Source organism: Brucella pseudogrignonensis, from assembly GCF_002252525.1.
GTDB lineage: Bacteria > Pseudomonadota > Alphaproteobacteria > Rhizobiales > Rhizobiaceae > Brucella > Brucella pseudogrignonensis.
In genome coordinates, this window is the sequence record NZ_NNRM01000003.1 from 99962 (window position 1) to 116991 (window position 17030).

Genomic DNA, 17030 nt, shown 5'->3' on the forward strand with positions numbered 1-17030 from the left:
GAGTTCAGCGTTTTCTGCCGTTCTCGGCCAGATCGAGCAAGACCTTTGCTCCGATCTCGCCGGAAGGTCGCTCCGTGGCCATTATTGATATCACTTTATCAAAGCCATCAAGTTGCGCCTGACGCGACGCACTTTTCTGCATAAGCTTATCGACATAACGGGCAAGATTACCCGGCCTTACCGATTCATTGAAAAACTCCGACACAACGGGTTCGTCAGCGATAATGTTCGGAAGAGCCGCACTCCAGATCGTGATCTTGGACAGCAGAAACTGGCGTGCAAACCAATCAGCCTTGTATGACAAAATGGTCGGGATGCGCGACAGTGCAAGCTCCAGCGAAACAGTACCCGACGCAGCCAGTGCTGCATCTGCACGCGCAAAGGCATCCCACTTGGCTTCATCGCCGGTAACGATAAGCGGCTTAACGGCCCAATCCTTAGAAAGCTCACGCACCATTTCCTCAATGCGCGGCAATGTAGGCAGAATGACCTCAAGCTTTTCGACACGCTTTGACAGCTCTTCTACAGCCTTGCCGAAGGGTTCCATAAGCGTTTGGATTTCGCCACGGCGCGATCCGGGAAGCAACAACAGGCAGCGTGAGCCATCAGGCCAGCGTTGCGCTTCAGCGGCGCGCTGCTCAGCCTGTACTTTCACAATCGGCGCGTAGCTGCTGAGACGATGTCCGACATAGGTTGATTGCGGGCCGTTAAGCCGCTTCATGACCTCAACTTCAAACGGTAATACCGTGAGCACATGGTCGACATAGGCACGCATCGCTTTGGCGCGCTGCGGACGCCAGGCCCAGACACTCGGAGCGATATATTTTACGATTGGAATTGAAGGGCTGGCCGCGCGGATTTTTTTCGCAACACGATGCGTGAATTCCGGGCTGTCGATGAGCAGAACACAATCAGGCTTTTCTGTAACGATCCGCTTTGCTGTCTGATTTATACGCAGAATAAGCCCAGGCAGATTCTTGAGAATAGCACCAAGCCCCATCAAGGCTATTTCATGCGGGTCAAAGAAGGTTTTCAATCCACGTTCAGCAAGATGGTCACCACCAACACCAACGATATCGACGAGCCGATCTGTCTGGCCGCGAAGAGCATCAACCAAATCAGCACCGAGGAGATCGCCGGATTCCTCTCCGGCCACGATCGCAATTTTCAATGGCCGGCTGGTTTTGCTCAACGTGCTAAGTCCCTTTGGTTTCGACTGATCGTCTCAATGAAAAGACCTTTTTCATTGGCCGCAGCCATGGTTTCACCAAGACCGAGAATGAAAGTGCGACCAGCTTCAATCGCAATACCGGACAAGCCAGCACGGGCTGCGTTCTCCACTGTCGATACGCCGATTGCCGGCAAATCTGCCCGCTCATCCTGTCTTGGCTTGGCCATTTTGACAAGTACGCCGCCACGCTTGGGAATACGACCTGCCTGACGAAGCGCGTAAACACGCTCGATCATCTGATCGGTGCCTTCTGCACCTTCAAGCGCCACAACACGGCCACCTGCAGCAATTGCACCCTGCCCGACATCCAATTCGCCAAGACGAAGCGCAGCTTCCATAGCGAGCAAAACGTTCCGGCGTTCGCGGGAATCGGGCGTCAGACGCGTGATCGCTCTCGGCGGTGTCGGTGAGAGAAGATCAGGAACAACTTCATGCGCTCCGACCATCTTGAAGCCATAGCGCTCAAGCAGGCGCATGAATGCACGCAGTAACGCATCATCGCCTTGACCGAGCGCGGTCAGAACATAGCGCACAGCCCTTATCGTCGGAAGATTGAGTTTGAGGTCACTCAGATGCGGACGGTTACGAAGGCCACCGGCAAGGACAACTTGAGTGACGCCAGCCGACCGCATGGCACGGATGAGCATACCAAAATCAATCGCTGCGATTTCCTGATGTTCATATTCATAGAGCGAGGCATCAGCCTCACCACGCAGTGGAAGCATAAAAGGCGGATTTCCATCCGCCTTCAGAGCTTCAGCCACTTTTATCGGCAAAAGGCCATTGCCAGCAATAATGGCTGTGCGTTGACGCTTTACCGCGCTATCAATCGTCGTCGCCGTCATCCATCGCTCCACCTACCGATGAGCCAAGCGGCGGCGTGCAATAAGCGCGCTTATTTTCCACCAGAATGAAGGAGATAAGATCAGCCACACCATCAGAATCAGGAATAGCCTTAAGCACATCCTGTGCACGCTCACGCACCGGCTTGGTGCGGTCAAAGAGCATGTGGACTGCATGACGCAGATTATGGATATCCTTGCGCTGCATACCGGAACGCTTCATTCCGATGATGTTCAGACCGCCGAGATAAGCATGGTTGCCGATCGCACTGCCGTAAGGAATGAGATCGTGGGCCAGTGCCGCCATACCGCCAACAAAAGCATGATGGCCAACACGCGTAAACTGGTGAACAGCAGAACCGCCGCCGAGAATGGCGTGATGACCGATTTCGACGTGGCCACCAATCATAACGTTGTTAGCAAATGTGACGTGATCGCCGACATCGCAATCATGCGCGACGTGTGCATAGGCGAGAAACTGGCAGTTATTGCCTACACTCGTGTAACCACGGCTACTGTCAGAACCGCGATGCATGGTGACACCTTCGCGGACAAGGCAGTTATCGCCAACAACTAGCGTCGTCGGGCCACCCTTGTGCTTACCGTTCTGTGGATCGCAACCCAAAACAGCGTGCGGATAAACCTTGGCATTGGCGCCAAGACGAACAGCATCGCTAATAACAACATGGCTCATCAGTTCAGAATTATCGCCGATGACGGCGCCGGACTGAACGTGACAAAAAGGACCGACGGAAACGCCCTGTCCAAGTTCCACACCCGGCTCCACGAGAGCGGTAGGGTGGATAAAAGTTTCCTTCATTGAAGTACTCATGCCTTCTCTTCGGCTACGCCAACCATTGCGGCGACTTCAGCTTCGGCAACCTTTACGCCATCAACTTCAGCCACGCACTCAAATTTAGAGATATTTCCGCGTTGTTTAACCTTCTTCACGTGAAGGTGAAGCTGATCACCAGGAACAACTGGACGGCGGAACTTGGCTTTGTCGATTGTCATGAAATAGACGAGGCTTGGCGCGTCAGAGCCCTGATTGAGAACAGTGATCGCGCCTGCCGTCTGCGCCATGGCCTCAATAATGAGAACACCTGGCATAATCGGCTTGTCGGGAAAATGACCCGTAAAATGCGGCTCATTGATCGTGACGTTCTTGATGCCAGTCGCAGACTCATCACCATTGATATTGATGATGCGATCAATCAGCAAAAATGGATAACGATGCGGGAGCGCACGCAGAACAGCCTGAATATCTGCAACTTCCAGCTTCTGATTAGTTTCACTCATCAGAGGATTGCTCCTTTTTTGGTTTCCCGATGCTCCGGATATTTGCGATATCCCTGAACCATTGTTTAATAGGACGAGCGGGGAAGCCCCCCCAACGCTCGCCATCGGGTATGTCATTCATCACACCGCTTGCTGCGGCAATCTGCACGCGCGAACCAATAACCAGATGATCCGCAAGGCCAACGCGGCCTCCAAGCATCGTCTGGTCACCGATCACGCAACTTCCCGAAATACCGCAATGCGCGGCAACGATACAAAACCGGCCAATACGCACATTGTGTGCGATTTGCACCAGATTATCGATCTTGGTGCCCTCACCGATAACAGTGTCGCTCAAAGCGCCACGGTCGATCGTGGTGTTCGCACCAATCTCAACGTCATCCTGAAGGATGACGCGGCCAAGTTGAGGAACTTTTTCAAGGCCTCTAGGACCGGGAACATAGCCGAATCCGTCCTGTCCTATACGGACACCCGGATGCAGGGATACGCGATTACCGATCATAGCGAACTGAACAGCAACGCCCGGCGCAATATAGCTATCGCGGCCGATCTGACAGCCTTCACCGACCACAGCTGTCGCCGCAATAAGCGTTCCTGTGCCTACGCTCACACCTTTGCCGATGACTGCGCCTGCTTCAATCGTAGCACCCGCCTCAATCGATGCAGTAGGATGCACATAAGCAGCTGGCGAAACGCCCGTTTCACCGAGCCAGCTTTCAGGCCGCACAGAAACAGGAAACAGCATTCGCCCAACGGACGAAAAATCGCGTTGTGGATTTCTGGTTACAAGCGTAGCAACATTGGAAGGCACGCTGTCAGCAACATCTTCAGAACACAAAACACCTGCGGCTTTTATGCCGGCAAGAGCCTGTGCGTTCTTCTTACCATCGACAAATACGAGGGCATCATCACTCGCGTCATTCAATGACGCCAGACGCGCAACAGAACGCGGTGCAAGCTTCGGGTTGCGAAGGCTTGCACCGGTAAAATCAGCAATATCGCCAATCGTGAGGTCACGAGAAGGCTTGAAGAAAATGGGATCTGCCATCAAAGCACTTTCTTGCCCGGGGCATGTCTGCCCCGGGAAAAGGCAAATCTATTAGAACTTGGTCGAAACACCAAAGTTGAAATTCTGAACCTTATCGGTGTCAGCCTTTGCAATCGGGAACGCATAGTCGAAGCGCAGCGGACCGAACGGCGAAGCCCACATCAAGCTCACACCAGCCGAAGCGCGGAGTTTCTTGTCATCGCCCAAGACGCCCGGGGTATCGTTTCCGTACAAGGTTGCAGCGTCTGCGAACAGAGCACCACGGATACCAAGGCTTTCTGGAACGAGCGGCATCGGGAACTGAACTTCAGCAGTACCGCTGAAGTAGGTGGTGCCACCCATCCAGTAACGGTTGCCGTTAGCAGCATCCTGATAAGGACCAATACCGTTGAACTTGAAGCCGCGGATAATGTCGGTGTTGTTCTTGAACAGATCGAAGATACGAACGCCGTCACTACCAAATTCGTGAATGTAACCACCGCCGACACCCAGCATACCGACAATGTCGGCTTCCTGCATAAGCGTGGTGTAGTAGTTACCCTTGAAAGTCGTCTTCAGATACTTCGCGTCGCCACCAAGACCTGCGAATTCCTGCGTGAACTTGGCATAAAGACCTTCATGTGGGTTCTTCATGTCGTCGATCGAGTTATACGTCAGCGAGTAGCTGATCGACGAACGCAGCCATGGGCTATGCTCAGCAGCTTCAATAAGTGCTGGAGCATAATAGTTAGGATCTGGATTGCCATTCTGGTCAGAAACGTACAGGTCGTACTTTTCCTGAACCAGGTTATAGGCCAGACCAGCCGAGAAGTTGTCAGTAATCGGCAGGCCGAAGCGGATCGTACCACCCGTCTGCTGAACGTCATAACGACCACCGTTGTCTACGCGGTACGAACGACGGAATACGTCAAAACCGGCCGACATGCGATAACCGAGGAAGTAAGGCTCAGTGAACGACAGTGCGTAGTTACGCATTTCGTCCTGACCTGCACCAGCACTGATTCGGATAAACTGACCACGGCCAAGGAAGTTACGCTCGGTAATCGCAGCTTCAACCTGCGCACCTGGCGATTCTCCGCCGGTCGTGTAACCACCACCGATCGAGAACTCACCGGTCGACTTTTCGACAACGTCAACCACCAGGATAACCTGATCTGGCTCGGAGCCTGGAGCAGTCGAGATATTGACGGTCTGGAAGAAGTCGAGAGCTTCAAGACGGCGCTTAGCGCGCTGAACCATGACCTGATTGAAGGCGTCGCCTTCGTTCATGTCGAATTCACGACGAATCACGTAGTCGCGCGTCTTGTCGTTGCCGCGGATTTCAATGCGCTGAACGTAAGCGCGTGGACCCTGATCAACGCTATAAACAACCGAGATTGTGTGATTGTCGAAGTCGCGGTCGCCGCGTGGCTCAACCTTGGCGAAAGCGTAACCGCTACCAGCAACGTTTTCGGTAACCGCAAGAACGGAGTCTTCGATTTCCTTGGCGCTGTAAGGCTTACCTTCGCGGGTCTTGACCAAATGACCGAGCGACTGCGTATCAACGCCATCAACGGTGCTTTCGACGCTGACATTACCAAAGGTATAGCGCTGACCTTCATCAACCGTAACGGTGATCTCGTATTCGTTGGTCGATGGATTCAGAACCGCATTCGATGACAGTACGCGGAAATCTGCATAACCGCGATTGTAGTAGAAGCGGCGTAGCGTTTCTTCGTCAGCCTGCAGACGGCCTTCATCGTAAACGTCATTACGGGTCAGCCACGAAAGCGGGTTCGAACGCTTTGTGGAGATCACGTCACGCAGACGACGGGCGCTGTATGCGCTGTTACCAACGAAATTGATGCTGGCGATCTTCGTGCGCGAACCTTCAGTGATTTCATAAACCACGTTCACGCGACCCTGACCGAGATCAACAGTGCGAGCGTTTACAGTCGCATCGCTGCGGCCGATATGAGCATATGCACCCTTGATGGCTTCCTTATCAGCTTCCATCGTTGCCGCATCAAACGGCGAACGGGCTTTAAGCTGAACAGCACGAGCCAGATCAGGATCTTTGACCTTCTTGTTGCCCTGGAAGAGAACATTGTTCACAACCTGGCGCTCGCTCACCTGAACGATCAGCGAACCACCCGACTGGTTGATGCGCACGTCCGAGAACAGCCCCATTGCGAACAAGCGCTTAACAGCAGCATCAATATCATTGCTGTTGAAAGCTTTGCCCGGGCGAATGTCGATGTTGTCACGGATTGTCTGAGCATCGACGCGCGTATTACCGCGAACTTCAATGCGATTGACGACCGCAGCCTCAGCAGCATTGATCGATGCCAGAGAGAGCGCAGCAGTACCCGAAGCTACAAGAGCCACCGACATGGCGAGCGCTGAAGCGGCGCCAAAGAATTTAGAACTTGCCGTCATAGGCTTTCCGAACCTTCGTTTCTTTCTGTCCCCGGGGCGAATTTCCCAGAAATGCACGTATAGATACAACCGTAATAGCCGGTTTTTCTATACAAGCAAGCGTCGCGGTTAAAAACTGTTTACTTAAACAACCGGCGTGGCATCCGCGCCACGCGATTTAACTGTTATGGTAAACAGATCACTACGCTTTTCCAGTCCTCACTCCCAATGTTCATTTCTGATTAACGCCTCCGTACGGCTTCCGCCACACGTTGCGCTCCTTACGGTGGAGAGTCTCGCCAATCAGCAGCGCGACCCGGCTCCCCGTTTGCCAGCCGGACAGTGATCTAGCAGGCAAACAGGTCGTTGAAAAGTACGAACCCCATGAATCCCATCACAACGAGGAACCCAACACGATAAAAAATTTCCTGTGCCCCAACAGACACTGGGCTGCCCTTGATTGCTTCCACAGCATAAAAAACCAAATGTCCGCCATCCAATGGTGGCAATGGAAACAGGTTCAAAAGCCCAATACCAATAGAAAGCATGGCTGTCAGCTGGATAAGCCAGTCGAATCCCTGACTTGCGGCTTTGCCCGCCATATTGGCAATTTTCACTGGACCGCCGAGTTGGCACTTATCTTCACGGCCAACGGCAAAGCGTTGAAAAAACTCACCAGTTCGGCTGATGATGTGACCGGTTTCGACTATCGCCTGCCCTACTGATTCGAGCGGACCATACTCAATGCGTCGAAAATTACCGACCGCCTGCGTAGTTTCCACGCCGATAGCACCCATCTTGACCTTGTTACCCAGCGGATCAGTACGTTCGACAAGGGCAGGTGTCGCTTTCAGATCGACCATCTTGCCGCCGCGTTCAACGGTAAAGTCCAACTCATCACCTGAGCGACCAGAAACTATCCGCTGAACATCGGAGAAAGTTGTGATTTTCTGTCCCTCAACACTGACAAAGCGGTCGCCCGGCTCAAAACCAGCTTCGGCAGCCGGGCTACCCGGCTGAACCCCAGCAACAAGCGGATCAGCGATCTGCCGACCATAAAGCGCAAAGAACACGCTGAAGATGACAACCGTAAGAATGATGTTGAAGGCGGGACCTGCAAAAACAGTCGCGGCACGTTTCCAGACAGGCTGGGTATGAAATGCCCTGCTCTGTTCTTCTGCACTGAGATTGGAGTTATCCACACCCACAGGTGAGCTTGTGGCGCTTTCATCACCCAAAAACTTCACGTAGCCGCCGAGCGGAATCGCAGAAAGCTTCCAACGCGTGCCATGCTTGTCGGTGAAACCGATCAGTTCGGGTCCGAAGCCGATGGAAAAGGCACTCGCACCGATGCCGCACCAGCGTCCAACGAGATAGTGGCCCATTTCATGCACAAAGACGACAACCGTCAGTACAAATAGAAATGGAATTATCGTTCCTACAAGCAGACTTTCGCTGCCGATAAAAAAGGCCAGAGCCTCCTGCAAATCACCACTCCTACGAATTCACACGCATCAGAAACTAAAGAAAATTGCAGACGGAACATCTGGCTCGGCAATAATCGCACCAAAGATGTACAAAAGTGCAGCAGCCGCAACAAGTCCGTCAACCCGATCCAGAACGCCGCCGTGTCCTGGCAGAAGGCGGCCAGAATCCTTTGCACCGAACTGACGCTTCACCCATGATTCTGCGAGATCGCCAATCTGCGAAACAATCGACAGCAGCAATGCCAGCAATGGCACAACCCAGCTTCCGGGAGGTGCAACGAGCGACGCAACCAGAATACCACCCGCAACTGCAGCAGCCGCGCCGCCCAAAGCCCCAGACCATGTCTTGTTTGGTGAAAAACGCGGCGCCAGTTTTGGTCCGCCCAGAGCGCGCCCATTGAAATAGGCTGCGATGTCGGTGGACCATACGACGGCAAAAAGAAAGCAGATAGCTGTGAAACCGAACGGCTCATCGCCTCGAAGCAGCGAAAGCGAAATTGCAGAAAAACCGGCGTAAAAGAGGCCAGCAGCGGGCCAACCACGTCCGGTCTTCCACTGTGTTACGAGAAGAACAATTGAACCTGCAAGCAGCGCCCCGATAGTCAGCAGCGCGCTACGATCAAGCACAAGAAGAATAAAGGTGAGAATAAGCCAAGCCCAGCCAAAGAGGCGGGAAAAGGACGTCTGCTTTGTCGCACTGAGTTCCGTCCACTCATAAAACATCGCCAAACCGATCGCGATGGAAAAGAGCGTGAACCCCAGTCCGCCTACCCAGGTCAGCCAGAGAGCTGCAGCGCCGAGAACGATGGCGGTCAGAATGCGAGTTTGCAGATTTGACATTGATACCTTTCGGCTAACCTAAACTGTTAGAGCGGCCTTTGTGCGCCCCACCGGCCGCACGGCACTCTATGCTGCCTGGCCGCATCAAACCGCTGCACCTTTTGCTGAAGTGCATTCGATTGCAGGTGAACACTCTTCGAGCTTGTCACGCACCTCTACACCACCAAAACGGCGCTCGCGCTGACGGAAGACCTCATAAGCCGCATCAAGATCGGCAGGCTTGAAGTCTGGCCAGTGGCCAGGAACGAACAGAAATTCTGCATAGGCTGCCTGCCAAAGCAGAAAATTAGACAGGCGCATTTCGCCACTGGTACGGATAATCAAATCCGGATCGGGAATACCGGCCGTGTCCAGATTGGCGGAGATCAGCTCCGCAGAAATCGATGATGGGTCAAGACGGCCAGCCGCCACATCACGCGCAAGGCTTTGCACCGCGCGGACGATTTCATCGCGAGAACCATAATTGAAAGCGATAATGAGGTTAAGGCCGCTATTATGGCGGGTCAGAGATTCCGCTTCGCCAAGCAGGCTGCAAATGTCTGCGGCCAGCCCTTCGCGCTCACCAATAATGCGCACGCGCACATTATTACGATGCAGTTCGGCAAGATCGCGGCGGATAAAAAGCTTCAGCAATCCCATGAGATCGCCGACTTCACCGCTTGGGCGCGACCAGTTTTCTGACGAGAATGCAAAGAGGGTAAGATAGCCAAGGCCGCGGTCGCCAGCGCCCCTCACCGTCTCACGCAAAGCTTCGACACCGGCCCTGTGACCGGCGCTGCGCGGCAAACCGCGTGCCTTCGCCCAACGGCCATTGCCATCCATAATAATGGCTATGTGGCGCGGATCGGACATGGCGAAGCTCTCCTCATTGGTAAATCATGCACAGCCAGTGCCTAACGTCATAAATCTGTAGCGCTTTGAAAAACACAATCAGAATTTCATAACTTACCAGACACTGGCAACAACTTGTTTCTAGTAGCCCATGCTTTCAAAGCCGCACTTTTCTAAAAAAAGAATTCGCGCGCTCCAAAATCAGGAAACTAGACCTGCATGATCTCGCCTTCCTTGACCGAAACGATCTTATCCATTTCAGCGATCGTATCATCGGTGAGCTTCTGAACCTTCTCAGAAAGACCACGGCTGTCATCCTGGCTGATATCGCCGTCTTTCTCGAGCTTCTTCAGCGTATCCATACCGTCACGACGAACGTGACGGACTGCAATACGACCCTGTTCCGCATACTGATGCGCAATCTTGACCAGTTCCTTGCGGCGCTGTTCGTTGAGCTCCGGCAAAGGAATACGCAACGTCATACCGTCAGTAATCGGATTAAGGCCTAGACCGGAATCACGAATCGCACGCTCTACAGCGCCAACCATGGTCTTATCCCATACGGAAACTGACAGCATACGCGATTCAGGTACCGTAATATTGGCAACCTGATTGATCGGCATTTCAGATCCGTAAGCCGTAATCGTAATTGGTTCGAGCAAGCTTGCAGAAGCGCGACCCGTACGCAGACCACCAAGGTCATGCTTCAGGGCATTAACTGCGCCTTCCATGCGTCGCTTCAGGTCGTTGATGTCAAAAACATCGCTCATGCATGTTCTCCTTCAGTGCGCGACAAGACAAACGATCAATACGCCGATCAATTATCGGAAACGATCGTGCAGCGTCCTTTGCCTTGTAGAATTTCGGCCAAGCCGCCGTTTTCATGGATGGAATAGACTATTATCGGAATGTTGTTCTCGCGTGCAAGGGCGACCGCCGTTGTATCCATGACGGCAAGCCCGCGATCAAGAACTTCCTTGTGCGTAAGCGCGTCAAATCGCGTTGCGGTTGGGTCTTTCTTCGGATCGGCGGAATAGATGCCGTCAACCTGAGTACCTTTAAGAAGCGCATCGGCGCCCACTTCAGCTGCACGCAGAGCTGCCGCAGAATCTGTCGTGAAGAAAGGATTGCCCGTGCCGCCTGCAAAGATCACAACCTTGCCCTCGTCCATATAAGCAGTTGCCTGTCGCTGCGAGAAACTCTCGCAAATTTCAGGCATTGCTATGGCGGAGAGAACAACCGCATCCACGCCGATCTTGTGAAGCGAAGTACGCAGCGCCAGCGAATTGATCACAGTGGCAAGCATCCCCATATGGTCGCCTGTCACGCGATCGCCGCCCTTGGATGCAACCGCTACGCCACGGAAAATATTTCCGCCACCAATAACGACGCCCACCTCAACACCAAGCTCCCGCGCTTGTTTGATATCATTGGCAATGCGGTCAGCAACCGAAACATCGATGCCAAAGCCCTGACTGCCCATCAATGCCTCGCCCGAGGCTTTCAAAAGAACGCGTTTATAGGCGGACTTAACGGACATGGAGTGTTCTCCGCAGATTGTGATCAACTGTTAGTATTGGGGTTCCGATACACGAAGGGCACCGCGTTGTCACGCGATGCCCTTCATAATCAAAAGCCTTTTCAGATGAAAAGACGAATTAGCCCTTGGCTGCAGCAGCAACTTCAGCAGCGAAGTCGCTTTCTTCCTTCTCGATGCCTTCACCGAGAGCGATACGTGCAAAGCCAGTGATCTTAGCAGGAGCGCCGATCGACTTTTCAGCTTCCTTGAGGGCAGCTTCAACAGTCAGATCAGGATTGATAACGAAAGCCTGCGAAAGAAGAACAACTTCTTCATAGAACTTGCGCATACGGCCTTCGATCATCTTTTCGATGATTGCATCTGGCTTGCCCGATTCACGAGCCTGCTCAATGAAGATCGCCTTTTCGCGTTCTGCAGCAGCTGGATCAACGTCAGCAGCGGTCAGAGCGAGTGGGTTGATAGCAGCAACGTGCATCGCAACCTGACGACCGAATGCGCTTGCAGCTTCTGCATTGCCTTCGGTTTCGATTGCAACGAGAACGCCGAGCTTGCCGAGGCCATCCGAAACACCGTTGTGGATGTAGGTAGCAACTGCACCCTTGGAAACTTCAAGAGCTGCCGAACGACGGAAGCTGATGTTTTCACCAATGGTCGCAACTGCGTCCTTAGCAACCTGCGTAACGGACTTGCCGTCGATGTTCGCTTCAGCAACAGCTTCAGACGAACCATCGGTCGAAAGAGCAGCCTGAGCGATCTTGCGGACGAGATCCTGGAAAGCGTCGTTACGAGCAACGAAGTCGGTTTCGGAGTTGACTTCAACGACAACAGCCTTGTTGCCGGAAGCAGCAACGCCAACCAGACCTTCAGCAGCCGTACGGCCAGCCTTCTTGTCAGCCTTAGCGATACCCTTGGCGCGCAGCCAATCAACAGCGGCTTCTACGTCGCCGTTGGTTTCAGCAAGCGCTGCCTTGCAGTCCATCATGCCTGCGCCGGTCAGTTCGCGGAGTTCTTTAACCTGTGATGCGGAAATGCTCATTGTGTCGCCTTTCACGAAAGCGAAGGCACACCGAATGGGTGTGCCAACTTTTAACCGACGCTCATTGCATCGGAACGAATGAAGTTATCCACCCGTCATGTGACGGATGGATGAAATTCATGAGCGCTGATTATGCGCCTTCAGCTGGAGCTTCGAGAGCTGGCTCGATAGGAGCTTCAGCCTGTGCGCCAACGTCGATGCCGAGAGCGCCCTGCTGACGTGCAATACCGTCGAGAGCAGCGCGAGCAACCAGATCGCAATAGAGCGAAATAGCGCGTGCAGCGTCGTCGTTGCCTGGGATTGGGAAATCGATCTGGTCTGGATCGCAGTTCGAATCGATAACCGCAACAACTGGAATACCAAGACGCTTGGCTTCCTGGATAGCAATTGCTTCCTTGTTGGTGTCAATGATGAACATCAGGTCAGGAACCGAACCCATGTCCTTGATGCCGCCGAGAGCGCGGTCAAGCTTTTCGCGTTCGCGTTCGAGGTTCAGGCGTTCCTTCTTCGAGTAACCCTGAGCGTCGCCAGCGAGAATTTCGTCGAGCTTGCGCAGACGCTGGATCGAGTTCGAGATCGTCTTCCAGTTGGTCATCATGCCGCCGAGCCAGCGTGCATTGACGTAGTACTGAGCCGAACGAGCTGCTGCGTCAGCGATGATGTCCGAAGCCTGGCGCTTCGTACCAACGAACAGAACGCGACCGCCGCGAGCAACGGTGTCCGAAACGATCTTCAGCGCGTTGTGCAGCAGAGGAACGGTCTGGGACAGATCAAGAATGTGGATGTTGTTGCGGTCGCCATAGATGTAAGGAGCCATCTTTGGGTTCCAGCGGTGGGTCTGGTGACCAAAGTGAACACCAGCTTCCAGAAGCTGACGCATGCTGAATTCAGGCAATGCCATCTGTATTTTCCTTTTCCGGTTGAACCTCCACGGACTGAGGCGATTGCTCGCCACCGGAGGCTGAGGCAGGATTTCTCCCTGCAAAAGCCCAATCCCGTGTGTGGAATAGGCGCGCTGTTAAACCAACACGCCAATAAATGCAAGCCTTGCGACCATTATAACGCCAAAGGCTGTGGCAAACGACCTATTTGCAATCCGCTTTGGGTGCTTTGTCATCATAGACATCAAGCTTAACCAGCTTTCCACGCATGGAGAAATCACCGTAATCCATAGTCAAGTCGCGGGTGATACCGTTTTTGTAAAGCTTGAAGTTGATGCGATAGATTGGAAGACCGTCCTGTTTTTCCTTGTCGTCGAAGTAGGAGATCGTCACCGGCCAGACATTGTCCTTCGTAAACTTGCCCATGGCTTTGGTTTCGTCGTTCTTGGCTTCCTGCTCCTTGCCAACGACAACCGTCGTCGAGACAACGCGGTCCGCATCTTCCGACGCATCATAAAGAGAAGTCTGATAAAATTTTTCACCAGCTGCCGCTTTGGCGATCAGCTCTTCCATATGCATCGTCGGAAACTGCGTCGCCCTGAGATCAAGCTTGTTTTCCTTCGGCTTGGTCAGTTCAACAAGAGTCTTGCCATCTGCAACCTTGGCATCGCCACGAACTTCCTTGACAAGTTCCTTGTCAACGAAGGTTTTGTTGACGAAACGGAAATCCTTGCCGTTGCCGCTTTCAAACGTTGTCGTCTGCTGATCGGTCACGCGTTGCGGCTGCTCATCCATATCGATGCGCGTCACAAAACGAAAATTCGTCGTATAGCCTTCGCAAGCCGAGCCATTGAACTCATAGACCATACGCCCCGTCAGGCCACTAATCCCGGATTTCTCATCGGCACGATCCAATGTGAGATCATACACTGCGCGATGCGGAACCAACGTTACCGTCGAAGCAGCATTGGCAATCGTTGCCGAACCACCCCAAACACAAACTGCCGCTCCAGTCGCCGCAAATGTCATTCTCAAAAAACGCATACATGAATCTCCCGATCTATTGAGGAGCATGATAAAAAAACTCGTGGCGGAAGCGAGGCAAAAAACGCACCCTCCCCAAAAGCTTCACCGATTCTATTTAATGTATCGGGTGCGAAAGGCATTAAGTTAGCAAGGATTAATGGAATGACCGACACAATCGACAGCCGTCTTAAAAATCTGGGTATATCTTTACCGGAAGCTGCAGCACCGGCTGCAAACTATGTGCCTTTCGCGCAAACCGGCCCTCTGTTGCTGACTTCGGGCCAGCTTCCACTGGAAAACGGCAAGCTCATTCACACTGGTCAGATCGGCGATGCGCTGACGGTTGCTCACGGCCAGGCCGCAGCACGCGCCTGCGCCGTCAATATTCTCGCACAGGCAAAGGCTGCTCTTGGCGATCTGAACAAGATCAAGCGCATCGTAAAGATCACCGTATTCGTTTCCTCGACAGCTGATTTCGTTGAACAGCATCTGGTTGCCAATGGCGCATCAGATCTTCTCGTCGCTGTCCTTGGCGATGCTGGCAAACACGCCCGCTCAGCTGTCGGCGTTGCAAGCCTGCCGCTGAATGCACCGGTTGAAATCGAAGCAATCATCGAGGTTGCATAATGTCATCTCCTGAATGGCTCAAGAAACAGCCAATTGCGCATCGTGGCCTCCACGATCTCAATAAAGAGCGGTGGGAAAACACACTCGCAGCCTTTGATGCAGCAGCGAAAGCTGGCTTTGCAATTGAATGCGACGTGCATCTGACCAAAGACGGCGGCGTCATCGTGTTTCATGATGATGACCTCAAGCGCCTTACCGGGCGCGAAGGCCGTATCAGCGATCTGACGCTCGCAGAGGCTACTGAGCTTCATATTGGCGGCACCGCTGATCGCGCGCCAACGCTCAAACAGATGCTTGATCTGATTGCTGGCCGCGTGCCTGTCGTGATTGAGCTGAAGGGCATTGAAGGCCGCGACGATGGTCTCGTGGCGGCTGTTGCAAAAGAACTCGCTTCTTATAAGGGCCAAGCTGCAATCATGTCTTTCGACCATCATCTGGTTCGACTGTTTGCAAGCGACGCTCCCGGCATCCCGGGAGGCCTGACCGCAGAAGGCACGCGTACAAAGGATTTCGAAGCACATTTCTCAATGCTCGCGCATCAGATTTCCTTCGTATCCTATAATGTGCATCACCTGCCGAACCCATTCGTCAGCTTCGTTCGTGAAAAGCTCGCCCTTCCGGTTATCAGCTGGACAGTACGCGATGCAGAAATGAAAAAGCATAGCGATCTCAACGTGGATCAGATCACCTTTGAAGGCTTCGATCCGCGCGCAATGGTCGCTTAACAGGACATTTCGCCATGAGTGACGACGAGAAGCAGACTGAGCAAAGCTTCGCTCTTCGCATCGTTGAAAGCGTTGGCGACTTTTCGGAAGACGAATGGAACCATCTTGCCGGAACTTCCCGGCAGGATGGCAATTATAACCCGTTTATTTCCCGCGCATTTCTTCTGGCGCTGGAACAATCAGGCTCCGTGTCACAACAGGCTGGCTGGTTGCCTCACTATCTCCGCCTCGAGGACGATCAGGGGTATCTTATCGGGGCAATTCCCAATTACCTGAAAGGCCATAGTCAGGGCGAATATGTATTCGACCACGGCTGGGCAGATGCTTTTGAACGCGCAGGCGGGCGTTACTACCCCAAGTTTCAGGCATCAGTTCCGTTCACACCCGCAACCGGCCCGCGCCTGCTTCACCATCGGGAGTTTGAATCAGAGGCCATCCAGGTTGCTCTCGCGACGGGGCTGCGGCAACTCACTGATCAGACAGGCGCTTCTTCTGCTCACGTTACATTCGCGCCTCAGACCGAGATTTCATCGCTCGAAGCAGCCGGTTTTCTGCATCGAACCGATCAGCAGTTTCATTTTATAAACAATGGCTTTTCCGATTATGATGATTTTCTAAATGAGCTTGTGTCGAGAAAACGCAAAGCTCTCAAAAAAGAACGCCGAGAGGCGCTTTCAGAAGGCATCGAAATCGACTGGCTGACCGGCAAGGAGTTGACGGAAGCGGTCTGGGATGACTTTTATGAATTCTATGTTGATACAGGCAGCCGCAAGTGGGGCCGCCCCTATCTCAACCGCAAGTTTTTCTCGCTGATTGGCGAAACGATGGCGCAGGATATCCTGCTGGTCATGGCGAAACGTAATGGTCGTTACATTGCCGGTGCGATCAATTTCATCGGCAGCGATACACTTTATGGACGTCACTGGGGCTGCATCGAGGATCACCCATACCTCCATTTTGAGGTTTGCTACCATCAGGCGATAGACTTCGCGATTGATCGCAAATTACGGGTTGTGGAAGCAGGTGCGCAGGGAGAGCACAAGCTTGCGCGTGGCTATGTGCCTGTTACGACCCATTCCGCGCACTATATTGCGCATGAAGGTTTCCGCCGCGCTGTCAGCGATTATCTGGAACGTGAACGGCGAGAAGTTGATCAGATACATGCAGCACTGGAAGAGCACACGCCCTTCAAGCAGGCATGACGATAACAACCGAATAAG

Annotated in this window: 16 protein-coding genes and 1 pseudogene; 3 read left to right on the forward strand and 14 right to left on the reverse strand. The window is 53.2% G+C overall.

Going from position 1 to position 17030, the window contains the following annotated elements:
• Positions 1-4: 4 nt before the first annotated feature.
• The 14 genes and pseudogenes from lpxB to eipB form a co-directional block, all read right to left on the reverse strand.
• A complete protein-coding gene (lpxB, locus tag CEV34_RS00845) occupies positions 5-1192 on the reverse strand; it encodes a lipid-A-disaccharide synthase (protein WP_007875171.1) in 1188 nt (395 codons plus the stop codon).
• A complete protein-coding gene (locus CEV34_RS00850; protein WP_007875185.1) occupies positions 1189-2076 on the reverse strand; it encodes an LpxI family protein in 888 nt (295 codons plus the stop codon). The genes lpxB and CEV34_RS00850 overlap by 4 nt, the downstream gene beginning before the upstream one ends.
• Positions 2057-2893, reverse strand: a complete 837-nt coding sequence (gene lpxA, locus CEV34_RS00855; RefSeq protein ID WP_007875193.1) for an acyl-ACP--UDP-N-acetylglucosamine O-acyltransferase — start codon at positions 2891-2893, stop codon at positions 2057-2059. Before lpxA ends, CEV34_RS00850 begins: the two co-directional genes overlap by 20 nt.
• Before the next feature lie 8 nt (positions 2894-2901).
• Positions 2902-3372 (reverse strand): 3-hydroxyacyl-ACP dehydratase FabZ, encoded by a 471-nt coding sequence (gene fabZ, locus CEV34_RS00860; protein ID WP_007875195.1) that lies wholly within the window; start codon positions 3370-3372, stop codon positions 2902-2904.
• Positions 3365-4420, reverse strand: coding sequence for a UDP-3-O-(3-hydroxymyristoyl)glucosamine N-acyltransferase (gene lpxD, locus CEV34_RS00865; RefSeq protein ID WP_007875197.1), 1056 nt, complete (start codon positions 4418-4420; stop codon positions 3365-3367). The genes fabZ and lpxD overlap by 8 nt, the downstream gene beginning before the upstream one ends.
• A 51-nt stretch (positions 4421-4471) precedes the next feature.
• Positions 4472-6838, reverse strand: a complete 2367-nt coding sequence (gene bamA / locus CEV34_RS00870; protein ID WP_094543133.1) for an outer membrane protein assembly factor BamA — start codon at positions 6836-6838, stop codon at positions 4472-4474.
• Between the two features lie 326 nt (positions 6839-7164).
• Complete coding sequence (gene rseP, locus CEV34_RS00875; RefSeq protein ID WP_007875202.1) at positions 7165-8304, reverse strand: RIP metalloprotease RseP; 1140 nt, start codon at positions 8302-8304, stop codon at positions 7165-7167.
• Positions 8305-8331: 27 nt separating this feature from the next.
• Positions 8332-9144 carry a phosphatidate cytidylyltransferase gene (locus CEV34_RS00880; protein WP_007875204.1) on the reverse strand — a complete coding sequence of 271 codons (813 nt, stop codon included), beginning with the start codon at positions 9142-9144 and terminating at the stop codon, positions 8332-8334.
• 84 nt (positions 9145-9228) lie between these two features.
• Positions 9229-10011, reverse strand: a pseudogene (locus CEV34_RS00885) (isoprenyl transferase); the annotation flags it as partial.
• A 173-nt stretch (positions 10012-10184) separates the two neighbouring features.
• The gene (gene frr / locus CEV34_RS00890) at positions 10185-10745 is read right to left on the reverse strand and encodes a ribosome recycling factor (protein ID WP_007875208.1); all 561 of its coding nucleotides are present in this window, start codon (positions 10743-10745) and stop codon (positions 10185-10187) included.
• Positions 10746-10792: 47 nt separating this feature from the next.
• Positions 10793-11515 carry a UMP kinase gene (gene pyrH, locus CEV34_RS00895; RefSeq protein ID WP_007875209.1) on the reverse strand — a complete coding sequence of 241 codons (723 nt, stop codon included), beginning with the start codon at positions 11513-11515 and terminating at the stop codon, positions 10793-10795.
• A gap of 118 nt (positions 11516-11633) precedes the next feature.
• Positions 11634-12551, reverse strand: a complete 918-nt coding sequence (tsf, locus tag CEV34_RS00900; protein WP_007875211.1) for a translation elongation factor Ts — start codon at positions 12549-12551, stop codon at positions 11634-11636.
• A 130-nt stretch (positions 12552-12681) separates the two neighbouring features.
• On the reverse strand, positions 12682-13452 hold the full coding sequence (gene rpsB / locus CEV34_RS00905) for a 30S ribosomal protein S2 (RefSeq protein ID WP_007875213.1): 771 nt from the start codon (positions 13450-13452) through the stop codon (positions 12682-12684).
• Positions 13453-13636: 184 nt separating this feature from the next.
• Positions 13637-14476: a cell envelope integrity protein EipB gene (gene eipB / locus CEV34_RS00910; protein ID WP_007875215.1), complete on the reverse strand. Its 840-nt coding sequence runs from the start codon at positions 14474-14476 to the stop codon at positions 13637-13639.
• 144 nt (positions 14477-14620) lie between these two features.
• Between eipB and CEV34_RS00915 the strand changes: the two genes are divergently transcribed.
• From CEV34_RS00915 to CEV34_RS00925, 3 genes are read left to right on the forward strand one after another with little or no spacing between them, the layout of a single operon-like run.
• Positions 14621-15085 (forward strand): RidA family protein, encoded by a 465-nt coding sequence (locus CEV34_RS00915; protein WP_007875216.1) that lies wholly within the window; start codon positions 14621-14623, stop codon positions 15083-15085.
• Complete coding sequence (locus CEV34_RS00920; protein WP_007875218.1) at positions 15085-15810, forward strand: glycerophosphodiester phosphodiesterase; 726 nt, start codon at positions 15085-15087, stop codon at positions 15808-15810. The genes CEV34_RS00915 and CEV34_RS00920 overlap by 1 nt, the downstream gene beginning before the upstream one ends.
• Before the next feature lie 14 nt (positions 15811-15824).
• Positions 15825-17012: a GNAT family N-acetyltransferase gene (locus CEV34_RS00925; protein ID WP_007875220.1), complete on the forward strand. Its 1188-nt coding sequence runs from the start codon at positions 15825-15827 to the stop codon at positions 17010-17012.
• The last annotated feature ends 18 nt before the right edge of the window (positions 17013-17030 follow it).